Origin of the sequence: Rhizorhabdus dicambivorans (genome assembly GCF_002355275.1) — a bacterium.
In the GTDB taxonomy this organism is placed as follows: domain Bacteria; phylum Pseudomonadota; class Alphaproteobacteria; order Sphingomonadales; family Sphingomonadaceae; genus Rhizorhabdus; species Rhizorhabdus dicambivorans.
Genome location: NZ_CP023449.1, coordinates 2,033,016 through 2,055,986, shown reverse-complemented (window position 1 = coordinate 2,055,986; position 22,971 = coordinate 2,033,016). Strand labels below are relative to the sequence as shown.

Here is a 22,971-nt window from a genome sequence, read left to right as displayed (position 1 = left end):
GATCACCCGGCGGCGGACGTCTCCCCCTGCAGCCGATCATAATCGGCGCAGACCCATTTAGCCGCGATCAGCGCGGAGATCGAACTCAGCGCCAGGAAGCCGACCACGATGGCGAGCGAATAGCGGATCGCTTCCCCGCCCAGCATCGGCTGCAGGAAATCGTTCGAGAGGCCGACGAACAGCGGCGCGAACCCGACGCCGAAGGTCGTCGCGGTCAGCAGCAGCGCCGTCGAGGAGGTCGCCCGCATCCGTGGCGGCACCAGGCTCTGCGCCATCACCGTCGCGCACATCGTGATCGGCGCCATGGCAAGGCTGAGCAGGCCGAAGCCGACCATCGCCAGCCCGGTGTTCGCCGCGAACAGGAACAGCAGGCCGGCAGGAATGCCGATGCCCGCCATCGCGGCGGAGAAGCGCATATAGCCCCGGATGTCGCGGCTCCCCATCCAGTCGGCCAGCATGCCGCCGGACAGCTGGCCCAGCACCAGCGCGATCGTGGTGACTCCGCCGAACAGCAGCCCCACCTCGCTCGGGCTCAGGCCATGGACGCGCAGCATGAAGGTCGGCCCCCAGATCAGCGTCCCGTACAGCGTCACCTGGCAGAATGCCGGGGCCAGCAGCACCCAGCGATAGCTGCGCAGCGTCCAGAAATGCCGCAGCGCCGACAGCATCGAATGCCCCGCGTCCGGCCGCGCCGCCTGAAGCGGGTCGGACAATCCCCGCGGCGGATCCTTCAGCAGCCACAGCAGCAGCGCCGCCAGCACCAGGCCCGGCAGGCCGACCGCGACCAGCGTCGTCCGCCAGCCGAAATTCTCGACCAGCCATCCGCCCAGCATCACCGCCGCGCCCGCGCCGATCGACGAAGCGGCGGCATAGAAGGACAGCGCCTTGGCGCGATGCCGCAGCGGATAGAGATCGGCGATGATCGCATAGCTGGCGGGTGTCGACCCCGCCTCCCCGATCGCCACGCCGACGCGGGTCAGCGCCAGCTGGACGAAGGTCCGCGCCACCCCGCCGAACGCCGACATCAGGCTCCATGCGGCCAGGCAGGCCGCGATCAGCACACGGCGCGAATGGCGATCCGCCAGACGGCCCAGCGGTATCGACGCCGCCGCATAGAACAGCGCGAAGATCGATCCGGCCAGCAGCCCCATCTCGGTGTCGGAGGCGCCGAATTCGATCTTTATCGGCTCCAGCAGGATCGTCATGATCTGCCGGTCGAAAATGTTGAACAGCGCCGTCAGGCACAGCAGCGCCAGGGTCAGATGTCGGCGCATTCCGGTCCATTGATAAGCGGCGTCCGCAGGCCGATCGACCACATCCTTCCCGTGCATCCAACCTCCTGCCAATATGCTGCAACACGCCGGCCCGAAGCCGATCCGCGATCAGCCCCTGCTGTCCTGTACGATCAAGTCGCTCGCCTTCTCACCGATCATCATCGTCGCGGCGACGGTGTTGGCCGATACCATCTCCGGCATGATCGAGCTGTCGGCGACGTACAGCCCTTCCAGCCCGTGGACCCGCAGCCGCTCGTCGACCACCGCAAGGGGATCCGATCGCGGGCCCATCCGGCAGGCGCCGATAAGGTGGAAGCCGGTGCCACCGGTCTGCCGCACGAAATCGAGCCACTCCTCGTCGCTGCGGACATCGTCGCCGGGGATCAGATTATGGTCGACCAGCTGGGCCAGGGGCGGCGTCGCGAAGATCGCGCGGGCCTCCTTCATCGCCGCGACGATCACCCGCCGGTCGGTCTCCTCGGCCAGATAGCGCGGATCGATCACCGGCTGCTCGTGCGGATCGAGGCTGCGGATGCGGACATGGCCCCGGCTGAGCGGTCGCATCTGCCACGCGCCGCAGGTCAGCCCCGGCCGGTCGTCGATCTTCACCACGGGCCTCGACCCGGGCGCCGTCCCGCTCTCGACATGATAGCTGAGCGGCGCGAAATGCAGCGAATAATCGGGCCGGTCCGAACCCGGCTCGCTGCTGCCATAGACATGGATCAGCGCCGCGCCGATCGACAGCGCGTTCGGCTTGCCGATCAGCCAGCGGAGCGTCTGGCCGGCGAGGCCGAGCCCGGTGACGCGGGCGTTGATGCTCGCCGCGCCCGGCTTCAACCGGGCGACCAGGCGAGGGCCATAATGGTCGTGGAGATTTTCGCCGACACCGGGCAGTTCGTGCCGCAGCGGAGCACCGGCATGCCGCAGCACCTCCCCCGGCCCGATGCCGGACAGCTGGAGCAGCTTGGGCGAGCCGACCGGGCCGGCGGCTACGATCACCGAATGGCGCGCCGACACCCGCCGTCGGGTCCCGCCCGAAAGATAGTCCACGCCCGTCACCCGCCCTTCGGCGATGATCAGGCGATGCGCCAGCGCGCCCGTTCGCACGTCCGCGCCGCGCCGCCGGGCCGGATGCAGGAAGGCCGTCGCGGTGCTGACCCGCCGCCCGCGATGGATCATGCTCTGGAAATAGCCGACGCCGCGCTGCTCCTTGCCATTATAATCCTGGTTGAACGGATGCCCCCGGATCATCGCCGCTTCGACGAGCGCATCGGTGGTGGCGTCCTGCCACAGCCGCGTGTTGATCGACACGCGCCCGGCGCGGCCGCGATAGCCGTCGTCGCCCTCCCCCAGATAGCGCTCGCTGCGCCGGAACAGGGGCAGCACGTCCGCATAGGACCAGCCCCGGTTGCCCAGTTCGGCCCAGCGGTCGAAATCGGCGGGCTGGCCGCGCACATAGGCCATGCCGTTGACCGAACTCGAACCGCCCAGGGTCCGGCCCTGTGGAATGTGGATCGCCCGCCCCGCCGTCGCCGGATTGGGCTCGCTGGCATATTGCCAGGTGGTCCGGTCGTCGAACAGCATCTGGCTGAACCCGACCGGCAGGCGATGGTAGAAACGGCGATCGGGCGGCCCCGCCTCCAGCACGCAGACGGAACGCCCGGCCTCGATCAGCCGCCACGCCATGACCCCTGCGGCGGTCCCGCCGCCGACGATCACATGATCGAACATGTCGTTCACGGAGCCGCGCCTTCCCGGGCGGCGCCATCCCTGCCGCGGCCTCGTCGCATCATATCGCGGTGTAGCCGCCATCCAGCGTGACGCAGGCGCCGGTCACGAAGGATGATGCATCGGACAACAGCCAGGCGGCGGCCTCGGCGATTTCCTCGGGCTGCGATATCCTGCCGATCGGATGGCCCGCGATCACCGCCTCGCGAACGCCGGGCGCCTTGACCGCCTCGGCCAGAAGCGGCGTCTCGACCGCGCCCGGCAGGATCGCGTTCACCCGCACCCCGCGCCCGCTGACCTCGGCTGCCGCGGCGCGCGTCACGCCGATCACGCCATGCTTGGTCGCGACGTAGTTCACCGCCATGGGGATGCCCACCGCGCCCGATGCCGACGCATTGTTGACGATCGCGCCGCCGCCATGATCGAGCATGTGCCGCAGCTGGTGCTTCACGCACAGGAAGACGCTCGTCAGGTTGATCGAGACTCCCTTCTCCCACAGGTCGATCGGGAAATCGGTGAGCGGGGTTCCGCCCAGCATCAGGCCGGCATTGTTGAACGCGCCATGGAGCCCGCCAAAGGTCGACACCGCGAAGGCGACCATGCCCCGCACCTCGTCCTCGATGGTGACGTCGGTGCGGATGAAGGCCGCCCTGCCGCCCGCCCGCTCTATCTCCCCCACGACCTGCGCACCGCCCGCCTCGTCCAGGTCGGCGATGACGACTTGCGCGCCACGGGAAGCGCAGAGCAGTGCCGCGGCCCTGCCGATGCCGCCCGCCCCGCCGGTCACGGTTATCACCCGGCCCGCCAGGCCGGCTTTTTCGAACGCGGTTGCCGACATCGTCATCTCCAGGCTCTCCCGATCGTCACATTCGTCCCAGGTGGAATTCGGGAAGGGGCGGACACTCCGCTATCGAAGCGCCCGTCCCTTCCGCGCGTCCTCAGAAGTTGAACCGGCCCTCGATCACGATCTCGCGCGGGCGCTCATGTGTACCGGCATAGTTTCCGGGCGCCGCTCCTGCGATGTCGTTCGAATAGCGCGCGACCAGCTTGTCGGTCAGGTTGCGGCCGATCAGCGAGAGCTTCCACTTGTTGTCCTGCGGGCCCACCGAAATGCCGGCGTTCAGCTTCACATAGGATTTCTGGACTGCGAACGGATCGAGATTGTCCTGCAGCAGCGAGCGCGACGAGTAGAAGGCATCGCCGTTCAGCTCCACCTCGAAGTCCTGCGAGACGGGGAAGTCATAGGTGAAACCGGCATTGCCCTGCCACTTCGGCGCGCGGGGCAGCTGGCGCCCGCTGAGGTTCTGGAAACCGCCGACGCAGCCCTGCGCCGCCGTAAAGCCGGCCGGACATCCGCCGCGCGGATAGGACAGGTAATGCGCGTCGTTATAGCCGATATTGCCCCGCAGCTGCAGGCCGTCGGCTGGGGTCAGCGTGGTCTGCAGCTCGACGCCCCTCACCCGCGACTTCGCGGCATTGCCGACGATATAGCTGACGCTGGCCTGGTCGAAGGTGCTGACCTGCTGGTCCTTGAAATCGGTGCTGTAGGCGGTGGCCTGGACGATCAGGCGCCGGTCGAGCAGCTGGGCCTTGTACCCCAGCTCGAAGCCCTTCGAGCGCTCCGGCTTGAACAGCGTGTTCGCCTGGGTGAACACCCGGGTCAGCACGGTCGGATAGGAGAAGCCGCCCGACTTGTAGCCGGTCTTGAACGCACCGTAGATCGTCTGGTTGGATGACGGATGCCAGGTCAGCGTGGCTTCCGGCGACCAGTTCGAATTGGTCAGCGATCGGACGAAGATGTCGCCGGCCGCCCGCAAAGTCGGCGGACCGTTGGGATTGACATAGCTATTGCCGTCGCGAGAACTGCGGGTCTCGCGCGTGTAGCGCGCGCCGCCGGCGAACTCGAGGCCTTCGACGATGTCCCAGCGAAGCTGGCCGAAAGCCGATTGGGACTTGGCGATGAACTTGCTGAACCTGTCGAACGTGTAGAAACGGCCGGTCGCCACATCGACGGCATTGCGGGTGAACACCACCGATGTGTTGTTATACTGCGATATCCGGTCGGCGAAGCCGCCGATCACGAAATTCACCGGCCCTTCGTAGCTGCTGGCCAGGCGGACCTCCTGCGAGATGCCGGTCGAGCGCTCGATCGCGGCAAGGTACAGCGCCGGGATGGAGCTGAGGTTCAGTACGAAGGAATTGCCGCTGTCCAGCTTGTAATAGCCGCTGATGCTCGTCAGCGACAAAGTGTCGTTGATGTCCCAGTTGACGTTGAGCGATGCGACATGGGTCTTGATGTCGGTATAGGGCTTGCCGCCATTTCCGCTTTCCATGTTCGTGGCGATCAGTGTCGGCAGCGCGCTGACCGCCATCCGCCGGTCGAACCGGCAGTCGCTCTGGAGATCGGCGAAACCGATGGCGGTCATGTTGGTCAGGCCGCGTCCGCAATAGGGCTCGTAATAGCTGACGACCTTGTTGTCCCCATAGCTGTACTTCAGCTTTGCCGTAAGGTCGCTGGTCGGCGACCAGACGGCGGTGATCCGGGCGCCCCAGTCGGTGCCGTGCGGCAGCCGGGCATGGTCGGCGCCGGTTATGGTCGCGCCGGCCGCCACCCAGGGCGCGAAATTGCATCCCGCGCCCGAGCAGGGGAATGCGCGCGGCTGGGCGATGTTGCGGATGAAGCCTTCCATGAAGCTGTAGCGGCCGGCCACCCGCACGCTCAGCGTCTCCGAAACCGGGCCGCCGATCGCGCCTTCGACATAGGCTTCGTCGGCGACGAACTCATATCCGCCCCGCACGAACCCGGCCAGTTCTCCGCCCGGATCGGCCGTGGTCACCGATATCACGCCCGCCGGCGAATTCTTGCCGAAGAACAAGGCCTGCGGCCCCTTCAGCACCTCGACCTGGGCCAGGTCGAACAGCCCCGCCTGGGCGGCGCGGCCGCGTCCGATCATGACATTGTCGATGTTGACCAGCACGCTCTGCTGGATGCCCGGATCGGCCGGCGGCGAACCGATGCCGCGAATGGCGAACAGGCCGCCCGCGCCCGCCGGCACCGGCTGCAGCGTCACGAACGGCACGATCTCGGCGACACGCTGCAGGCTGGTGATGTTGTTGCGGACCAGCACGTCCTTGGACAGCGCCGAAACCGCCACGGGAACGTCGATCAGGCGCTCGGCCTTGCGGCGCGCGGTGACGACGATATCGGCGATGCTCGCGCGATCGATCCCGGCGCCGGAAACCGTTTCTGCCGGGGCGGCCTGCTGCGCCGCCGCCTGTCCCGCAGTCAGCAGCACGAGCACGCTGGCGGACGTCGCGAAAATGCCTTTTGATAGCTTCATCGGGTCTCTCCCCTCCATAGGATTCCGCTCCATTTTCTTATGGGCTGTGGACGGAATGCTGGATAAGCCGCTTGCCGGGGCGGCCACTAATCTCGGCTCGGCATAGCCCTCATCCCGGCTTCGCAATGGAAATCGCGCCGATGACGCCCCGCCTCACCCCGGGGACGACGACGCTCCGGCGGGCTCCGGCGCCGGGCGCCGCAGCAATCCAGCCCGGGATTCCGGGCGATCCGGCGGGAATCATGCTCCGTCTCCCGCATCGCCGGCTCGCGATGCCAGCATCCGGTCTCCGGTCCTCGCAGGCCCCCCTTCGCGTCCCTGCCTGCCGCCGCCGCCGATCGGGGCCGATGGACCGCCCGGACCTCGCTTGACATACGGAGCGGTGCTCCACATTAATCGGAACACCGCTCCGATAAAAAACAGCGATAGAGGGTGAAAGGATCCCATGATGTCGTCGAAGACTATGAAGGCCGTTCGTCAGCACGAGTTCGGCGGCCCCGAGGTGTTGAAATATGAGGACGCGCCCATTCCCGATGTGAAGCCGGGCGAAGTGCGCGTGCGCGTCCATGCGGTGGGCATCAATCCGCCGGACTGGTATCTGCGCGACGGCTACAAGATGCTTCCGCCTGAATGGCGGCCGCCGGTTCCCTTCCCGGTCATTCTCGGCACCGACATCTCCGGCGTGGTCGAGGCGGTCGCGCCCGACGTGCAGGATTTCAAGGTCGGAGACGCGGTGTTCGGCATGGTCCGCTTCCCCAGCTTCGGGGACAGCGCCGCCTATGCCGAATATGTCACCGCCCCGGCGAGCGACATGGCGATCAAGCCGGCCGGCCTGAGCCATGCCGACGCCGCCGCCGCGCCGATGGCGCTGCTCACCGCCTGGCAGTTCCTGGTGGCGCTCGGCCACAACGAGCCGAACCCGCTCCAGCCCAACATGCACGCCCCGGTGCCGCTTGCCGGCAAGACCGTGCTGGTCAACGGCGCCGCCGGCGGCGTCGGCCATTTCGCGGTCCAGGTCGCCAAGCTGAAGGGCGCCCGGGTCATCGCCGTGGCCTCGACCAGGCATGAAGCCTTTCTGCGCGGCCTCGGCGCCGACGAGTTCATCGATTATACCAAGGGCGCTCCCGAGGATGCGGTCAAGGATGTCGATCTGGTCGTCGACACCTTCGGCGGCCCCACCACCGGCCGTTTCCTGCGCACGCTGAAGCGCGGCGGCGCGCTGTTCCCGATCTTTCCGCTCGGTTTCGCGGGGGCCGAGGAAGCCGAAAAGCTCGGCGTCACGGTATCGGCCACGCAGGTCCGTTCCAGCGGCGCGCAGCTCGCCGAACTGGGCAGCCTGCTGGAAAGCGGCAAGATCCGCGTCGCGATCGACAGCAGCTTCCCCCTTGCCGATGCGGGCAAGGCGCATGAGCGCGCGGCCCAGGGCCATATCCAGGGCAAGATCGTCCTCACCGTCGCCTGACGGGCGAACGGGCCGGTCAAGGTCCGCCGCGTGGAACGTGCCTTCTCCACGCGGCGGACATAGGATCGCGCGGTGCGCGATCGTCACGATAACCGATCGAATATGGGAGAGAGCAGGATGCAGGCGGGGTTCGACAAGATTGGTTTTGAGGGCCGCGTGATCGCAGTCACCGGCGGCACCGGCGGCATCGGCAGGGCCACGACGCTTCTCTGCGCGGCGCGCGGCGCGGCGGTGGTGATCGCCGATCTGGACGAGCAGCGCGGAAACGAGCTGGTCGAGGAAATCCGGTCGGTGGGCGGCAAGGCCGCCTTCACGCGCACCGACGTGACCAGCGAGCGCGATGTGGAGGCGATGATCGACTTCACCGCGTCCACCTTCGGCGGCCTGCACGCCGCGTTCAACAATGCCGGCGTGGAGACCGGGCTGACGCCGCTGCAGGATTTCCCCCTCGAACAATGGCAGCGCGGCGTCTCGGTCAACCTGACCGGGGTGTTCCTGTGCGTGAAGCACCAGATCCGGCACATGCTGGCGCATGGCGGCGGCGCGATCCTCAACACCTCGTCGGTGTCGGGCGTGGCCGGCTTCCCCATGTCGGTGGATTATGTCGCCGCCAAGCATGGCGTCATCGGCATCACGCGGGCCGCGGCGGCGGAGGTGAGCGACAAGGGCATCAGGGTGAACGCGCTCGTGCCGGGCGCCACCGAAACGCCGATGTTCCTGAAACTCATCGACGGCAACGACGCGATCCGCGAGATCGTCGAATCGAAGCATCCGATCGGCCGGATCGCCAAGCCCACCGAGCTTGCCGAGGCGGCCGCCTGGCTGCTTTCGGATGCCGCCTCCTTCGTGGTCGGCGCGGCCATCTCGGTCGACGGCGGCTACTCCGCGATGTGACGGCGCGATGGGCGAGATGCGGGCTGTCTGCCGCATCTCGCCCATCACCCGATCTGCCGGCTGCTATGGGTCCAGAAGGAGGCGCGCAGTTCGCGCTTGAGGATCTTGCCGCTGGCGTTGCGGGGCAAGGCGTCGACGAAGCTGTAGCGGCGCGGCAGCTTGAAGCCGCCCAGGCTCTCGCGGCAGTGCCGGTCGATCTCGGCTTCGCTCGGCCGGGCCCCGGCTTCCGCCACGATCACCGCCATCACCGTCTCGCCCCACTTCTCGTCCGGCACCCCTATCACCGATGCCTCGGCGATCTGCGGATGCTGGTGCAGCACCGCCTCCACCTCCGCCGGATAGACATTCTCCCCGCCGCTCACGATCATGTCCTTCAGCCGGTCGCGGATGAACAGATAGCCTTCCTCGTCCAACGATCCCGCATCGCCACTGTGCAGCCAGCCGTCGCGCAGCGCCGCCGCCGTCGCCTCGGGCAGCTTCCAGTAGCCCGGGAACACCTGCGGACCCCGGATCAGTATCTCCCCGATCTCCCCCGGCGCGCAGGCCCTGCCCCCGGCATCGACGATCCGCAGCTCGGTGCCCGGCAGCGCCCGGCCCGCCGACGCCAGCAGCTCGGGCCGATCGGACAGCGCCCGCACATGGTCCGCCTCGCTCAGGAACGTCCCCGCGCAGCTCAGCTCGGTCATCCCGAAGCCCTGCAGGAAGGCGCAGCCGAACACCCCCATCGCCTCGACCAGCACATGCTCCGCGATCGGCGACGCCCCGTACATGATCTGCCGCAGATGCGGGAAGCGCATCCCCGCTATCTCCGGCTGGCGCAGCATCATCTGGATCAGCGTCGGCACGATGAACATGTGCGCGATCCGCTCCTCCACGATCGTGCGCAGCAGCACCGCCGGGTCCGCCGCCGCCAGGATCACCAGCGTCTCGCCATGCGCCATCGCCCGCAGCGCGAACACCGCCCCCGCGATATGGAACATCGGCAGCACATGCAGCGATCGCTGCCCCGGCGCGCTGCTCCCCGTCGCAAGCTCGATCTGCCCGATATTCGCCACCACCCCGCGATGGCTGATCATCGCCCCCTTGGGCTTGCCCGTCGTCCCGCTCGTGTACAGCTGCAGCACCGCCGCCTCGTCCGTCACCGGCACCGGCGGCAGCCCCGGCGCCGCCCGCTCCACCAGCTCGTCCAGGCTCAGCCAGCCCGGCAGCGCCCCCCGCGAGCAGATCGCCACTTCAGGCCGGCCCCCCGCCGCCTCCAGCGCCTCGCCATGCGCCGGGTCCGCGATCACCACCCGCGCCCCGGCGTCCTCGATCATCCCCACCCATTCGCGCGGCGCCAGCCGCCAGTTCAGCGGCACGCACACGATCCCCGTCCGCGACGCCGCATGGATCAGCAGCAGCGCGTCGATCGAATTGCCCAGGATCGTCACCACCCGGTCGCCCGGCTTCACCCCCAGACCCAGCAGCGCCGACGCCATCGCGATCGACCGCGCACGCCCCGCACCATAGCTCAGCTCGACCCCACCCATCCGCGACAGCACCTGCCCGCCCCGGCTTCCCGCATGATAGTCGAATGCTTCATGTAACAGCATCGCATTCGCCCCTAATCGGCGGTCCAGCCGCCATCGACGAGCAGACTGGTGCCCGTCATCAAGGCGGAAGCATCGCCGGCAAGAAAAAGCGCCGCTCCCATCAGGTCCTCGACGCTACCGATGCGACCCAGCGTGATCTTGGCGAGGACGCGCGCCTTGAAATCCCCATCCTCGAAGAAGGGCCGGGTCATCGGCGTCTCGATGAAGGTCGGGGCGATGACGTTCGATCGGATGCCATGCGGGGCGAGATCGAGCGCGAAGCTCTTGTTCATCCCCTCGATCGCCCATTTGGAGGCGCAATAGAGCGAACGGCTGGCGCCGCCGACATGGCCCATCTGCGATCCGATATGGATCAGGCTGCCCTTGGCCCCTTCGGCGATCATCCGCTGCACGCAGGCCTGGGCGACGAAGAAGGCGCTCTTCAGGTTCAGGTCCAGCACCGCGTCGAAATCGGCCTCGCTGACGTCCATCATCGGCTTCGGCCGGTTGGTGCCGGCATTGTTGACGAGCACGTCGAAGGCCGGACGGCCATCGAAAAACGCCCGGACGGCGCCGAGGTCGGCAACGTCGAGCGTCGCCGCATCGGCCATGCCGCCTTCGGCCCGGATCGCCTCCGCCGCCGCCTCGATCTCATCGCCTGACCGGGCAGCGAGTGTCACCGCCGCGCCGGCTTCGGCCAGCGCCGCCGCCAGCGCCAGCCCGATGCCGCGCCCGGCCCCGGTCACGACGGCGCGGCGGCCGTCGAGGCGCAGGCTGGGGGTTTTGGGCAGCGCCATGTCAGGCCCCGACCGGCTCGGCGCGGCCGGCATAGGGAACGTCGCGATGGCCGTAGCGACGGACGCGGATATTGGCCTGCTCGCCATGTCCGGCGAAGCCCTCCAGGTCGCACAGGCGGCTGCAATATTCGCCGATCATCGCGGAGGCTTCGTCGCTGGTGACGCGCTGATAGGTGCAGGTCTTGATGAACTTGCCCACCCACAGGCCGCCGGTGTAGCGCGCTGCCTTCTTCGTCGGCAGGGTATGGTTGGTGCCGATCACCTTGTCGCCGAATGACACATTGGTGCGCGCGCCCAGGAACAGCGCGCCATAATTGGTCATGTTCTTCAGGAAATAATCCGGGTCGGCGGTCATCACCTGGACATGCTCGGACGCGATCTCGTCGGCGATGCGCACCATCTCCGCATCGTCCTCCGCGACGATCACCTCGCCGTAGCTGTCCCAGGCGCGCCGGGCGATGTCCGCGGTCGGCAGGATATCCAGCAGCCGGTCGATCCACGCCATCGTCTCGCGCGCCAGCGTCTCGCTGGTGGTCAGCAGCACCGCCGGGCTGTCGGGGCCATGCTCGGCCTGGCCCAGCAGGTCGGTCGCCGCCAGTTCGCCATCGCAGCCGATCTCGTCGGCGATCACCAGCGTCTCGGTCGGCCCCGCGAACAGGTCGATGCCGACCCGGCCGAACAGCTGGCGCTTGGCCTCCGCGACGAAGGCGTTGCCGGGGCCGACAAGGATATCGACCGGCGCGATCGACTGGGTCCCCAGCCCCATCGCCGCGACCGCCTGGATGCCGCCAAGACAATATATCTCGTCGGCGCCGGCCATCGCCTGCGCGGCGACGATCGCCGGGGCGGGCCTGCCCTGGAACGGCGGCGCGCAGGTCGCGACGCGGGGAACACCCGCCACCTTGGCGGTAATCACCGACATGTGCGCGCTGGCCAGCAGCGGATATTTGCCGCCGGGCACGTAGCAGCCGGCCGCGTTCAGCGGCAGGTTCCTGTGGCCCAGCACCACCCCTGGCAGCGTCTCGACCTCGACGTCCTTCATGCTGTCGCGCTGGATCTGGGCGAAGTTGCGCACCTGCCGCTGCGCGAACTCGATATCCCTGATGTCCTGCGGGCGCAGCGTGTCGATGCAGGCCTGGATCTCGGCGTCGGTCAGCCGGTAGCTGTCCCGATCCCATTTATCGAACCTGATCGAAAGCTCGCGCACCGCATCGTCGCCGCGCGCCTCGATGTCGGAGAGGATCCCCTCCACCGTATCGCGAACCTGGCGGTTGGTCTCCGCCTTCGCCTCCGCGGTCGCCCCGCGCTTCAGATAATGTGCCATGATGCTACTCCGCTAAGGGCATTGATCCTGTGGGCTCTTGCTCGCCGCCGGCCCGATGTCGCGGCGGCGCGGCCCGGCGCAATCCGGCCTGCTCGAGCATCGGCAGGACATCGCGATTGAACCGTTCGACGCCGTCGAGATAATCGACCCAGGTCAGCAGCACGCCGTCGAGCCCGGCCCTCGACATCATCTCCAGTCTTTCGGTTATGCGTTCAGCGGTCCCCACCAGCGGAAAGCCGCCAAAGCCCGCCGCGAACCGCAGGCGAAGCGCGTCCCAGACCGCCGGCGGCATGTCATGCACTTCGGCGATCGATCCGCCGATATGCGCGTCGATGGCTTCCCGGTCCTGATGGGTCACCGCATAATATCGAAGATAATCCTCGGCTTCCTTCTGGCTGTCGCGCTGGACGACGAAGCTGTGCGCCCAGACCTGGACTTTGCGGCCGAAGCGCTCGCGGGCCGTCCGCTTATACTTGTCCACTTCGGCGCGGACGCTTTCGAAATCCTCCGCCTTCAGGCCGACGAAGCACAAATCGGCATGTTCGCAGGCGAACAGCCTTCCGCGATCCGAAAGGCCCGCGTTCATGATCGCAGGTCCCGGTCGCTGGATCGGCTTTGGCAGCAGGAAGCCCCGCAGGATGTTGAAGAACTCGCCCTGATGGTCGAACTCTTCTTCCGAATCCCAGACCGTCCTTATGATGTGCAGCCATTCGGCAAGATGATCGTAGCGCTGGTCATGCTCCTTTAGCGGCGCGCCGAACATTTCCAGTTCCGGCCGGTTCCAGCCGCCGACCACGTTGAGCGCCAGGCGTCCGTTCGAAATGATGTCGATCGTGGCGGTCTGCTTGGCGGCCAGCAGCGGATGGATGGTGGGCGCATGCGAGGTGACGAAAACGCCGATCTGCTCGGTCGCCTGCGCGATCCCCGCCGCCCAGCTATAGGGATCGAGCACCTCGCCCGACACATGATGGGGCTTCCCCGCGATATAGCCCTTCCAGCGCGCATAGGGCACGACCGCCTCGAACCCGGCCCGGTCGACCATCTGGGCCAGCTTCACCGCCAGCGGCCAGTCCAGCCGGTTGGCCTCGGGAACCAGCGTGTGCGAAGCGCCCCGCCCATTGGTGCAGAAGGTGCCCAGCTTCAACCTGTTGTCGTTGAATATTGGGTTGATACCCATCGGAGTCCCCAAGCCTGCAATGATGATCCTGCGCGGCCCGACTAGCGCGTGTCAGGGCACGGGCTGCGTACGGATCACGCTTCCTCGACGCGCCACGCCTCTCCATCGGGCGTCAGGTACACGCCCGTCGGCCCCGCGAAATGCGGGGGGATCATGATCGCCCGTGCGGCGGCGACACGTTCCAGCATGGCCCTGCGCGTCGCCCGTCCGATTTCGCCGTCCCAGCAGAAATTGCTCGATACGTCCGGCATCGACGTCTGGATCGGGTGATGGATCACGTCGCCGGTCAATATGGCCTGCTGGCCCCCGGACGAGATGACCACCGAACAATGGCCCGGCGTGTGCCCGGGGGTCGCCTCCAGCCTCACTCCCTCCACTATCGGATGGTCGGGCTCGATCAGGTCGGCGAGACCGGCATCGACGATCGGCTGCACCGAATCCTCGAAGATCGCGCGGGCGTTGGGATCGCTGCCATCGACCCGCGCATGCTCGAACTCGCCCCTGGCGAAGAAATAGCGCGCATTGGGAAAGGTCGGCACCCAGCGGCCGTCGACCAGCATCGTATTCCATCCGCAATGGTCGACATGCAGATGGGTGCACAGCACGAAATCGATGCTCTCCCTGGGAAAGCCGGCGCTTTCGAGCCGCTGGAGAAAGGGCGTGTCCAGCATGTCGAGCGCCGCGGGGACGCGCGGCTTGCCGTTGCCGATACAGGGATCGACCATGATCCGCTTGCCGCCGGCTTCGATGATGAAGGCCTGGAAGTGCAGGATGATGTCGCCGGCTTCGGTGGCATAATCGGGGACCAGCCACGCCCGCCGGCGGAGCACCTCCTCGCGGGTCGTCTGCAGGAAATCCGCCGGGTCGAACGCCATCGGCGGCAATTCCAATATCCGGGTGATCCGGATATCGCCGACCGTCCAGCGCCGGAAGGCGTCCGTGCCCGCTACAGCTTCCGACATTCTTCTTCCCGCATGTTGACTTGCTTCGCGATGAGCCCGGGCGCCGTTCCAGCGGCGCCCGGGTCCCGATCAGAACTTGAACGAAACGGATGCACCATAGGTGCGCGGCGCCGCCGCGCTCGAGATATGGCCGCCGATGTCGCCCGCCGGGCCGGTGGAGGCCTGGGTGATCGAGTAATGCTGGACGTCGCCCAGATTCTTGCCCCACAGCCCCACCGTCAGCCAGTCGAGGCTCGAAGGCGTGAAGTTGAGCGAGGCGTTGATCAGCGTGACGGCCTTCTCGGAGATGCGGTTGTCGGCGGTCCACGGGAAGCCGCCGGTATGGTTGGCGCTGACGTCGCCAACCCAGGTCCCGGCGCCCGTCTCCACCGTGTAATTGGCGCCGACGCTCAGGCGCCACTTTGGCACATTGGGCAGACGGAAGCCACTGGCATCGCCCAGCGCCGGTCCCACCAGCGTCCTCCCGTTGAGGGTATAGAAGGGCGCATTGACGAAGCTGCGATATTTGGCGTCGAGATAGGTCAGCGCACCGCGCAGCTTCAGCCCATCGGCCGCGACCGCTTCCATGCCGACCTCGGCGCCCTTGACCCGCGCCTTCTGCGCGTTGGTCAGGCCGATGCCGACCGCCAGGCCCTTGCTGATGATGGTCAGGACCTGCGGATTCTTGATGTCGTTCCAAAACACCGCGCCGTTCAGGCGGACCCGCCGGTCGAACAGTTCCGACTTGAGGCCGATCTCATAGGCATCGACCGTCTCGGGATCCGCCGGCACCGTATCGAGCGAGAAGGTGTTGAACGTTCCCGCCTTGTAGCCCCGGCTGATCGACGCATAGGCCATCAGATCGTCGCTCAGGTGGTGGTCGAGCGCGCCCTTCCAGGTGACGCGCTTATAGGTCCGCGCCGCAGTGAAATTGGGCGCGATCGGTACCTCGCCGACGCCGGGGATGGTCGCCGTGGTACGGCCGAGGCCGCTCACCTCGTCGCGGGTGTAGCGCAGGCCCAGCGTAAGGTTGGTCTTCTCCGACAGCGGCGCGGTGGCCTGGCCGTAGACCGAGTAGCTGTTGACGAGCTGCCGGCCGTAGAGATTCTGCGCGCCACCCGGCGCGATCAGCGCGTTCAGGAGATCGCCGCGAACCTGGACCGGATTATAGCCGGCCTTCGAATGGAGGTAGAAGGCGCCGACGATCCAGTCGATGGCGCTGCCGCGCCGCGATTTCAGCTGGAACTCCTGGCTCCACTGCCGGTCGATATTGTTCAGGTCGCCGAAGAAGAAATTCTGCGCGCTGTAATCGGCATCGTAATGGCCCTGGCCCTTCGAGTTGCGGAAGGCGCTGATCGACACGAAATCGGCAAAGCCTATCTCCTGATCGATCCGCAGGGATGCGCCATATCCTTCCTCGCGCTGGAAATTCTTGAAGTTCAGCCGGTTGTCGTAGAAATGGCCGCCCGGCACATCGGCCAGCGACGGCAGCACGACGGCGGGGTTCGGATAGCCCGCCGGGAAGGGCCTGCCAAATGCGGCCCAGTTGGGCGACGATCCATAGCTTCCGCTGTGCCGGTCCTGGGTCAGGCCCATGTCGCCCTTCGAATAGGCATAGAAGCCGACCAGCTTGATCCGCGTTCCGGCGCCCGGTTCCCAGACCAGCTTGGAACGGACCGTGGCATATTTCTCCAGATAGGCGTCCTCGCCGGTGGTGATGCTCTTGCCCCAGCCGTCGCGCTGGTTGACCCCGCCGAGGGAGATGTTCCAGCCGAGCGTCTCGGTGATCGGCGTGGCGGCATAGAGCTGCCCGCTCAGCCGGTCATAATTGGCATAGCCGAGCATGCCGTTCACTTCGGCGGTCTGCCCCGGGTCCTTCGTGAACATCTGGATCGCGCCGCCCGACGAGTTGCGCCCGAACAGCGTGCCCTGCGGCCCCTTCAGCACCTCGACCCGCTCCATGCTGCCAAGCGCGAGATAGGCGGTGGAAAGGCGCGAATAATAGACGTCGTCGATATAGCCCGCGACGCTCGATTCATTGCCCACATTGCCGCCGGCGCTGTTGCCGATGCCGCGCAGGAAGGGCAGGTAGACGCCGGCGGCCGACGGGATGTTCAGCGACGCATCGACATGCGCGAGATCCCTGACGTTCGCGACACCGCTGCTCAGCAGTTGCTGCGCGTTGAAGGCGCTCACGGCGACCGGCGTGTCCTGAAGGTTCTGCTCGCGCCGCTGGGCGGTCACGACGATCTCCTGCAGCTGGTCGGCTCCATCCGCCGCGTCCGCCGCCGCCGGATTGGCGGACTGCGCGTAGAGCGAGGCCGGCGTCAGGCCGGTGCACAGGAGGAGAAAGGACAGCCGGGATGCGAACATGGTCCGCTGCTTGTGCTTGCGACTATTGGAATAAGAAATCATGGTTTCTCCCCTTTCCCACATTTTTTCTACCGTGCATGTGAAGATGGATGGCCGGATGCTTCCATCATCAGTCCGACACATCATGCGACGCTGCGCCATTCGGGTGCCGGTCGCCGAAGCCGATGCCTGTCGCGGAAATAGAAGCGTCCGTTACGTTGGACTAGCTCGATAAATTTTATGTGATCCATAGGCGTTCACCTATGATCACCGGCCAGGCCCTGTCGGAGCCGCTCCATTGCGTGGATCATGGGAGAGGCCCGGCGCGTGACCGGGCCCTCCTCCTACAGCCGCAGCTTGGAAGGCGCGCCGGTCGCGGCCGGCTTGGTCAGGTCGACCGGCTCGTCGAAGATCCGCCCGGTCCGCCAGCGGCCGGAGGATACCGCCGTCCGGATCTGTTCGATCAGCAGCGTCTCGAACGCCGATACCGCCGCCGTCTTCGGCCGGTTCTTCGGCGTCGCGATCGCCCAGGCCATCGACATGCCGGAAATCTGCGTCGCGGCGAACGGGCTGCCCGGCCCCGTCGGCGGCAGCCCGGCCGCCGACATCGTCGAGAAGCCGACTCCCTTCTCGATCAACGGCAGGATGTTGGTCGACGGCGCTTCCAGCACGCCGTTGAGCGAGAGCCCCGCCGATGCGAGCGCGCGATCCACCCGCCGCATCACCAGCGTCATGTTGAGGGGGATGATCATCGGATAGTCTATCAGGTCGTTGAGGGTGACCGGCTTGTCCTCGCGAAGACCCGATGATGCCGGCCCCACCAGGAACACCCGCTCCTCCATGATCGGCGTCGACCAGAAACGGCCGGGGTCGTCGGTCTCGGTCAGCACCGCGAGCTGTATCTCGCTGTTGTCCATGGCGGTGGCCAGCGCCTCGCTGGCATTGACGACAAGCTTGATGCGGACATCGGGAAACTCGCGGCGGTACCGCTCGATCACCGGATAGGTCACCAGTTCGGACCAGGAAATCGGCATCCCCACCGCGATCGTCCCGCGCGGCGTGGCCGCGCTCTGTTCCACCTCGCTGCGCAGGTCCTCGATCTGGTCGATCAGTATCTCGCCCTTCAGGCGCAGCAGCCGGCCGGCCTCGGTCAGCACGATCCCGCGCCCGTGCCGCATGAACAGCGGCGTTTCGAAATATTCCTCGAGCTGCTTGAGATGCTGGGTCAGCGATGGCTGGGTGATGTGCAGGCCGACCGCCGCGCGGGTGATGCTGCCATATTCCGTCACCTTGAGGAAATAACGAAGACTGCGCAGGTTCACGGTCGAGCCCCTCTCTTCACGGCGGTCTCTTCATGGCGGCGCCGCTCGTCCAACGTTTCGGCCGTCAATCATAGCCTACAGCCTATGGCTTGCATAATTCGAATCACGCTAGTCCGCCATTCACTTGCATCCTATCCATGCTCTCCAACGAGGCCTGGGGCCTCCTGGTTCGGGACGGAGGCCTGCGACGCGGCGGCGCGGCGGGCGATCGTCAGGGAGAGATCATGTTGGAATTCGAAGGGCGCGCGGCGCTCGTCACCGGAGGAGGAAGCGGCATCGGCCGCGAGACCTGCCTTGCCCTGGCCGCCCGTGGCGCGTTCGTCTGGGTCACGGACTATGACCGCGCATCGGCCGAAGCAACCGTCGATCTGATCGGACGTGCCGGAGGCAGGGCACGCGCATTGCGGCTGGACGTGGCGCTGGAGGCCGAATGGGAAGCCGCGCTCGCCCTGACCGACGATCATGCGGACGGGCTGCGCATCCTCGTGAACTGCGCCGGCAAGTCGATCATCGCCGAGACCTTCGCGATGCCGGTCGAGGATCTGCGCCGCATCCTGTCGATCAACGTGGAGGGCACCTTCCTCGGCATGAAGCACGGCATCCCCCGGATCGCGCGATCGGGCGGGGGCGCCGTGGTGAACATGTCGTCGGCGCTCGCGATGAAGGGGGTCGCGCGGATGGCGGCCTATTGCGGGTCCAAGGCCGCGATCGAGATGATGACGAAGGCGGTCGCGCTCGAATGCGCGGAGCTTCGCAACGGCGTCCGCGTCAATTCGGTGCATCCCGGCATCGTCGACACCCCCGCCTGGCACAAGCACGGCCCCGACGAGGTCGGCGCGCTTTCCGACACGCTCTCCGAAGGAGCAAGCGTCCTGAGCGCCGACGAGGTCGCCCGGAAGGTCGTGCCGATCGGCGTCGCCTGCTCGGCCGGGGAGATCGCCCAGACCATCTGCTTCCTTGCATCCGATGCCGCCCGGCACATCACCGGCGCCGGGATCGTGATCGACGGCGGCATGACGGCCGGCTGAGGATCGCCCGATGCCCTTCGACATCATCATCGACGGACGCGATACCGACGAGAGCTTCGACTTCTCGTTGCGGCTGGACAGCCATGTCGTGCCCGGCACCTTCTGGAACGCGAAGCCGTCGGCAGGGGTGCCGCCCGCGCTGACCCTGCTCCAGCATGGCGGCCCCCTGCACAAGCGGCACGAGAATTCGGACAATCTCGCCCGTTCGATCGTCGAACGGACGGGCAGCGCGGTCCTGCTGATCGACGGCCCCATCCATGGCCAGCGCCGCGCCGAACAGCTTGAACTGATGGAGATGCTCGGCGTCTTCCGCCGCTATTGGCAGGACGATGCGGGCATAGACGGCATGGTATCCGACTGGCGCCAAGCCCTCGACGCGGTGCTGGAGCGCGGCTGGGCCGATCCCGATCGCGTCGCCTGGTTCGGCGTCTCGATGGGAACAGCCTATGGGATCCCGGTCTGCGCGGCCGATGCCCGCATCAAGGCCGCCGCGATGGGAATGTGGGGCACCGACTGGGGCCAGGCCGAGCGGCTGATCGGCGACGCGCGGCGGATGACCATCCCCGCCCTCTTCCAGATCAAGGCCGGGGACGAGATTTTCTCCAACGGGGGCCAGCGCGAGATTTTCGAGGCGCTGGGCTCCGGGGACAAGCGATTGAGCACCTTCCCGGGCGGGCATTCCCTCACCGCGCCCGGGCAGCTCGATCAACTTCTGGATTTCGTGACGCACACCTTTTCGGAGGCGTGACGGCCGGCGACGGGACGACGCCCGGCTGATCCGAACGGTTCGGCCCCGGCGAAAGTGGAGACGATGATGACCAAAGCAACCGAGCGCTCTCGATCGGCGCTTGAGGGGCCGATGCGTGCGCCGCAACGCCACCATCTGCGCGCGACCGGCCTGGGCGACGATGCCATCGCCAGGCCGTTCGTCGGGGTGGTCCACACCCATGGCGAGGTCAGCCCCTGCGCGATGTCGCTCGCCCCCCAGGCGGCGGCGGCCAAGCTCGGCGTCGAAGTCGCCGGCGCGACGGCGCGCGAGTTCACCACTGTCTCGATATCCGACGTATGGACCCTGGCGCACGACCATGGCCCTCAATACAGCCTGATCTCGCGCGAAGTCGTCGCGGACTCGGTCGAACTGGTGCTGGAGGGGCAGCGTTACGATGCCGTCGTGGCGCTGGGCGCCTGCGACAAGACCGTTCCCGGCATGCTGATGGCAATGACGCGGGTGAACATCCCCGGCGTCTATATCCATGGCGGCCCCGCCATTCAGGGCCACCGGGACGGGCAGGATCTCAATCTCTACCGGATATTCGGCGACATGGACCGCGCCGCGCTCGGCGAGATATCCGAAACCGGGCTGGAGGACCTGAACCGGGATACGGTGGTGACGATCGGCACCTGCCCCGTCCAGGGCACGGCGAGCACCGCCTCCGCCAGCGCCGAGATCATGGGCTTCTCCGCGCTCGGCAGCACCACCATGCCCGCCGTCTTCCCGCAGCGAACCGACTTGGCCCGCAAGGCCGGCGAACATGCGGTGCGGCTGCTGATGCAGGGCGGCCTGCTGCCGCGCGACTGGGTCACCCGCGAAAGCCTCGAGAATGCCGTGACGATGGTCGCCGCCACGCGCGGCTCCTCCAACATGCTTCTGCATCTGCCGGCGATCGCGAACGAGGCCGGAATCCGCTTCGAGCTGAAGGACATGGCGGCGATACTGCGCCGCACGCCCCGCATCACCAGCGTCGCGCCCAACGGCCCCCATTTCCTGCTCGATCTGCACCGCGCCGGAGGATTGCCCGTCGTGTTCCGCGCGCTGCTCGACGGCGGCCTGCTGCACGGCGAAACGCCGACCAATGACGGGCGGCCGCTGTCCGCCGCGCTGGCCGATGCGCGCGCGCCCGACGGCCGGGTGATCCGGGGCTGCGACGATCCCTTCCAGTCGGATAGCGGAATCAGGGTGCTGCAGGGCAATCTCGCCCCCGATGGCTGCATCGTGAAGACGGCGGACCTTCCCCGGCTGGTCTTCGAGGGGCCGGCGCGGGTGTTCGACGGCGATCGGGAAGCGCGCAAGGGCATCGCCGAAGGCCGCTTCAAGGCCGGCGACGTCATCATCGTCCGTGGCGAGGGGCCCAGGGGCAGCCCGGGCATGCGCGAAATGCTGGAGGCGCCCTCCCCGATCCGCCGTCGCGGCATGGGGCAGGATGTCGCTCTCGTCACCGATGGCCGCTGGCCGATCGGAACCGGCGGGCTGTGCGTCGCCCATGTCTCGCCCGAAGCCCACAGCGGCGGTCCGCTCGCGCTGGTGCGCGATGGCGACATCATCCGGATCGACGCCGAACGCGGCACGATCGACGTTCGCATCAGCGACGAGGAATTCGCCCGCCGCCGCAGCGGCTGGACGCCGCCACCGGACTGGGTCGGCGGCCTGGCCGAGAAATATGCCCGCTCGGTCGGCCCCACCCATCTCGGCGCGCCAACCCATTCGCGCTTCTGACGCAAAGGACAGATGATGGATCACAACCCCAGGCCCGCGATCCGGATCATGCCGGCCAGCTTCGGCGTCGCCGGCGGCCCGCGCCAGGCCCCCGATCATGGCGATTTCCGGTCCGGCCCGATCAGCGTGCGGCGCTTCGTGGTGCGCTTCCGGGGCCGTGGCGACCAGATCGGCGCGCTGCTGCCGGACGGCCTCGCCCTGCGCGGGGAGCCGACCGTGACCTTCCAGTTCTTCTGCCTGCGCGACATCCCCTGGCTGGCGGGGCGCGGCTATAACCTCCTGTCGATGCTGATCCCGGTCCGCCATGCGTCTTCGGCCGGCGGCGACATCACCGATGGCCAATATCAGGCGGTGATGTGGGAAAATCTCGGCGATCCGATCATCACCGGCCGGGAGCAGCTCGGCCACCCCAAGCTCTACGCCCAGCTGCCTGAGCCACGGGACTGGAACGGCAGGACGCATATCCGCGCGAGTTGGGAGGATTTCACCTTCGCCGAAATGGAATTGTCCTGCGACGCTGCCCCCAGCGCCGAACTGCTGGCCGATATCGGGCAGAGCGCGGGCGCGGGGATCATCTCGCACAAATATATCCCGCGCAGCGGGCAGTGGGATCAGGCCGACGCCGATTATCTCACCCTGTCGCCGCTGCCGGGGGAGGCCAATCTGCGCGATCCGCAGCCCGCCCCCTCGATCAGGGTCGGCACCGGCCGGATCCGCTTCAACCGGCCCGACTGGCAGGACATGCCGACGCAATATCACATCGTCCGGCAGCTCGCCGCGCTCGATCAGCTCGAACAGCTGGAGGCCTTCGTCATGGAAGGCCGGATGTATCTCGATTTCTACGACCAGAAGATCCTGGACTGATCATAAGGGAGGTATGACATGCCGGCACTATCATTTCCGATCATCGCTGGTTTTATTGCGACCGTCATCGGCCAGTTCATCGCCTTGTCGCTGATCCCCGCTACGCGCGGCTTCACCGCGATCTGGCCGACGATCATCTGCATCGTCGCGTTCGTGGTCAGCATCGGCATCTCGGCACGCCTCGTGCATGGCGGCGTCGATCTCAGCGTCCTCACGCCGATCATCACCGTGTCGCTGCAAATCGGCATCCTGATCGTCGCCGTCACCGTCTACGGCGAGTCCGCATCGATGGCGAAGATCGGCCTGCTGGTCGGCGCCGCCCTGATGATCGGTGCGGCCACGCGCCTCTGATCGCGCCGCGCCCGGCGCCGGGCGCACCTAGGCGGAATCGTCCATAAGGGA

The 22,971-nt window shown here is 67.1% G+C and carries 18 protein-coding genes; 7 read left to right on the top strand and 11 right to left on the bottom strand.

The features are described from left to right. Nucleotides 1–2: 2 nt before the first annotated feature. The 4 genes from CMV14_RS09820 to CMV14_RS09805 all read right to left on the bottom strand — a co-directional run bounded on the left by CMV14_RS09820 (nucleotide 3) and on the right by CMV14_RS09805 (nucleotide 6,343). Nucleotides 3–1,331, bottom strand: coding sequence for a spinster family MFS transporter (locus CMV14_RS09820; RefSeq protein WP_066969813.1), 1,329 nt, complete (start codon nucleotides 1,329–1,331; stop codon nucleotides 3–5). Nucleotides 1,332–1,382: 51 nt separating this feature from the next. Further along, complete coding sequence (locus CMV14_RS09815; protein ID WP_066969811.1) at nucleotides 1,383–3,005, bottom strand: GMC family oxidoreductase; 1,623 nt, start codon at nucleotides 3,003–3,005, stop codon at nucleotides 1,383–1,385. 58 nt (nucleotides 3,006–3,063) lie between these two features. Further along, nucleotides 3,064–3,840: an SDR family NAD(P)-dependent oxidoreductase gene (locus CMV14_RS09810; protein WP_066969836.1), complete on the bottom strand. Its 777-nt coding sequence runs from the start codon at nucleotides 3,838–3,840 to the stop codon at nucleotides 3,064–3,066. Nucleotides 3,841–3,940: 100 nt separating this feature from the next. Beyond that, nucleotides 3,941–6,343 (bottom strand): TonB-dependent receptor, encoded by a 2,403-nt coding sequence (locus CMV14_RS09805; protein WP_066969809.1) that lies wholly within the window; start codon nucleotides 6,341–6,343, stop codon nucleotides 3,941–3,943. A 448-nt stretch (nucleotides 6,344–6,791) separates the two neighbouring features. On the opposite strand from CMV14_RS09805, the gene CMV14_RS09800 reads away from it, so the two are divergent. Beyond that, a complete protein-coding gene (locus CMV14_RS09800) occupies nucleotides 6,792–7,805 on the top strand; it encodes an NADP-dependent oxidoreductase (RefSeq protein ID WP_066969806.1) in 1,014 nt (337 codons plus the stop codon). Nucleotides 7,806–7,922: 117 nt separating this feature from the next. Continuing rightward, nucleotides 7,923–8,699 (top strand): SDR family NAD(P)-dependent oxidoreductase, encoded by a 777-nt coding sequence (locus CMV14_RS09795; protein WP_066969804.1) that lies wholly within the window; start codon nucleotides 7,923–7,925, stop codon nucleotides 8,697–8,699. A gap of 44 nt (nucleotides 8,700–8,743) precedes the next feature. Here CMV14_RS09795 and CMV14_RS09790 read toward each other — a convergent pair whose 3' ends face one another. The 7 genes from CMV14_RS09790 to CMV14_RS09760 form a co-directional block, all read right to left on the bottom strand. Continuing rightward, a complete protein-coding gene (locus CMV14_RS09790) occupies nucleotides 8,744–10,291 on the bottom strand; it encodes a long-chain-fatty-acid--CoA ligase (protein WP_096367710.1) in 1,548 nt (515 codons plus the stop codon). A gap of 11 nt (nucleotides 10,292–10,302) precedes the next feature. Continuing rightward, nucleotides 10,303–11,067 carry an SDR family NAD(P)-dependent oxidoreductase gene (locus CMV14_RS09785; RefSeq protein WP_066970221.1) on the bottom strand — a complete coding sequence of 255 codons (765 nt, stop codon included), beginning with the start codon at nucleotides 11,065–11,067 and terminating at the stop codon, nucleotides 10,303–10,305. A gap of 1 nt (nucleotide 11,068) precedes the next feature. Beyond that, nucleotides 11,069–12,391, bottom strand: a complete 1,323-nt coding sequence (gene hisD, locus CMV14_RS09780; protein WP_066970199.1) for a histidinol dehydrogenase — start codon at nucleotides 12,389–12,391, stop codon at nucleotides 11,069–11,071. 4 nt (nucleotides 12,392–12,395) lie between these two features. Beyond that, a complete protein-coding gene (locus tag CMV14_RS09775) occupies nucleotides 12,396–13,568 on the bottom strand; it encodes an LLM class flavin-dependent oxidoreductase (protein WP_066970202.1) in 1,173 nt (390 codons plus the stop codon). Nucleotides 13,569–13,642: 74 nt separating this feature from the next. Next, the gene (locus CMV14_RS09770) at nucleotides 13,643–14,530 is read right to left on the bottom strand and encodes an MBL fold metallo-hydrolase (protein WP_066970204.1); all 888 of its coding nucleotides are present in this window, start codon (nucleotides 14,528–14,530) and stop codon (nucleotides 13,643–13,645) included. Between the two features lie 69 nt (nucleotides 14,531–14,599). Next, a complete protein-coding gene (locus CMV14_RS09765; protein ID WP_176489165.1) occupies nucleotides 14,600–16,924 on the bottom strand; it encodes a TonB-dependent receptor in 2,325 nt (774 codons plus the stop codon). A 281-nt stretch (nucleotides 16,925–17,205) separates the two neighbouring features. After that, on the bottom strand, nucleotides 17,206–18,183 hold the full coding sequence (locus CMV14_RS09760) for a LysR family transcriptional regulator (RefSeq protein WP_066970210.1): 978 nt from the start codon (nucleotides 18,181–18,183) through the stop codon (nucleotides 17,206–17,208). Nucleotides 18,184–18,407: 224 nt separating this feature from the next. On the opposite strand from CMV14_RS09760, the gene CMV14_RS09755 reads away from it, so the two are divergent. The 5 genes from CMV14_RS09755 to CMV14_RS09735 all read left to right on the top strand — a co-directional run bounded on the left by CMV14_RS09755 (nucleotide 18,408) and on the right by CMV14_RS09735 (nucleotide 22,920). Further along, nucleotides 18,408–19,211, top strand: coding sequence for an SDR family NAD(P)-dependent oxidoreductase (locus CMV14_RS09755; RefSeq protein ID WP_066970224.1), 804 nt, complete (start codon nucleotides 18,408–18,410; stop codon nucleotides 19,209–19,211). Between the two features lie 10 nt (nucleotides 19,212–19,221). Beyond that, complete coding sequence (locus tag CMV14_RS09750) at nucleotides 19,222–19,959, top strand: alpha/beta hydrolase family protein (RefSeq protein ID WP_066970212.1); 738 nt, start codon at nucleotides 19,222–19,224, stop codon at nucleotides 19,957–19,959. 66 nt (nucleotides 19,960–20,025) lie between these two features. After that, on the top strand, nucleotides 20,026–21,705 hold the full coding sequence (ilvD, locus tag CMV14_RS09745) for a dihydroxy-acid dehydratase domain-containing protein (protein ID WP_066970227.1): 1,680 nt from the start codon (nucleotides 20,026–20,028) through the stop codon (nucleotides 21,703–21,705). Nucleotides 21,706–21,720: 15 nt separating this feature from the next. Continuing rightward, complete coding sequence (locus CMV14_RS09740; RefSeq protein WP_176489166.1) at nucleotides 21,721–22,569, top strand: acetoacetate decarboxylase family protein; 849 nt, start codon at nucleotides 21,721–21,723, stop codon at nucleotides 22,567–22,569. Nucleotides 22,570–22,587: 18 nt separating this feature from the next. Next, nucleotides 22,588–22,920 carry a hypothetical protein gene (locus CMV14_RS09735; protein ID WP_066970218.1) on the top strand — a complete coding sequence of 111 codons (333 nt, stop codon included), beginning with the start codon at nucleotides 22,588–22,590 and terminating at the stop codon, nucleotides 22,918–22,920. The last annotated feature ends 51 nt before the right edge of the window (nucleotides 22,921–22,971 follow it).

Coding starts and splice junctions, on each gene's coding strand:
- CMV14_RS09820 (WP_066969813.1), bottom strand. CDS start 1,331: ATGCACGGGAAGGATGTGGTCGATCGGCCTGCGGACGCCGCTTATCAA.
- CMV14_RS09815 (WP_066969811.1), bottom strand. CDS start 3,005: ATGTTCGATCATGTGATCGTCGGCGGCGGGACCGCCGCAGGGGTCATG.
- CMV14_RS09810 (WP_066969836.1), bottom strand. CDS start 3,840: ATGTCGGCAACCGCGTTCGAAAAAGCCGGCCTGGCGGGCCGGGTGATA.
- CMV14_RS09805 (WP_066969809.1), bottom strand. CDS start 6,343: ATGAAGCTATCAAAAGGCATTTTCGCGACGTCCGCCAGCGTGCTCGTG.
- CMV14_RS09800 (WP_066969806.1), top strand. CDS start 6,792: ATGTCGTCGAAGACTATGAAGGCCGTTCGTCAGCACGAGTTCGGCGGC.
- CMV14_RS09795 (WP_066969804.1), top strand. CDS start 7,923: ATGCAGGCGGGGTTCGACAAGATTGGTTTTGAGGGCCGCGTGATCGCA.
- CMV14_RS09790 (WP_096367710.1), bottom strand. CDS start 10,291: ATGCTGTTACATGAAGCATTCGACTATCATGCGGGAAGCCGGGGCGGG.
- CMV14_RS09785 (WP_066970221.1), bottom strand. CDS start 11,067: ATGGCGCTGCCCAAAACCCCCAGCCTGCGCCTCGACGGCCGCCGCGCC.
- hisD (WP_066970199.1), bottom strand. CDS start 12,391: ATGGCACATTATCTGAAGCGCGGGGCGACCGCGGAGGCGAAGGCGGAG.
- CMV14_RS09775 (WP_066970202.1), bottom strand. CDS start 13,568: ATGGGTATCAACCCAATATTCAACGACAACAGGTTGAAGCTGGGCACC.
- CMV14_RS09770 (WP_066970204.1), bottom strand. CDS start 14,530: ATGTCGGAAGCTGTAGCGGGCACGGACGCCTTCCGGCGCTGGACGGTC.
- CMV14_RS09765 (WP_176489165.1), bottom strand. CDS start 16,924: ATGATTTCTTATTCCAATAGTCGCAAGCACAAGCAGCGGACCATGTTC.
- CMV14_RS09755 (WP_066970224.1), top strand. CDS start 18,408: ATGTTGGAATTCGAAGGGCGCGCGGCGCTCGTCACCGGAGGAGGAAGC.
- CMV14_RS09750 (WP_066970212.1), top strand. CDS start 19,222: ATGCCCTTCGACATCATCATCGACGGACGCGATACCGACGAGAGCTTC.
- ilvD (WP_066970227.1), top strand. CDS start 20,026: ATGACCAAAGCAACCGAGCGCTCTCGATCGGCGCTTGAGGGGCCGATG.
- CMV14_RS09740 (WP_176489166.1), top strand. CDS start 21,721: ATGGATCACAACCCCAGGCCCGCGATCCGGATCATGCCGGCCAGCTTC.
- CMV14_RS09735 (WP_066970218.1), top strand. CDS start 22,588: ATGCCGGCACTATCATTTCCGATCATCGCTGGTTTTATTGCGACCGTC.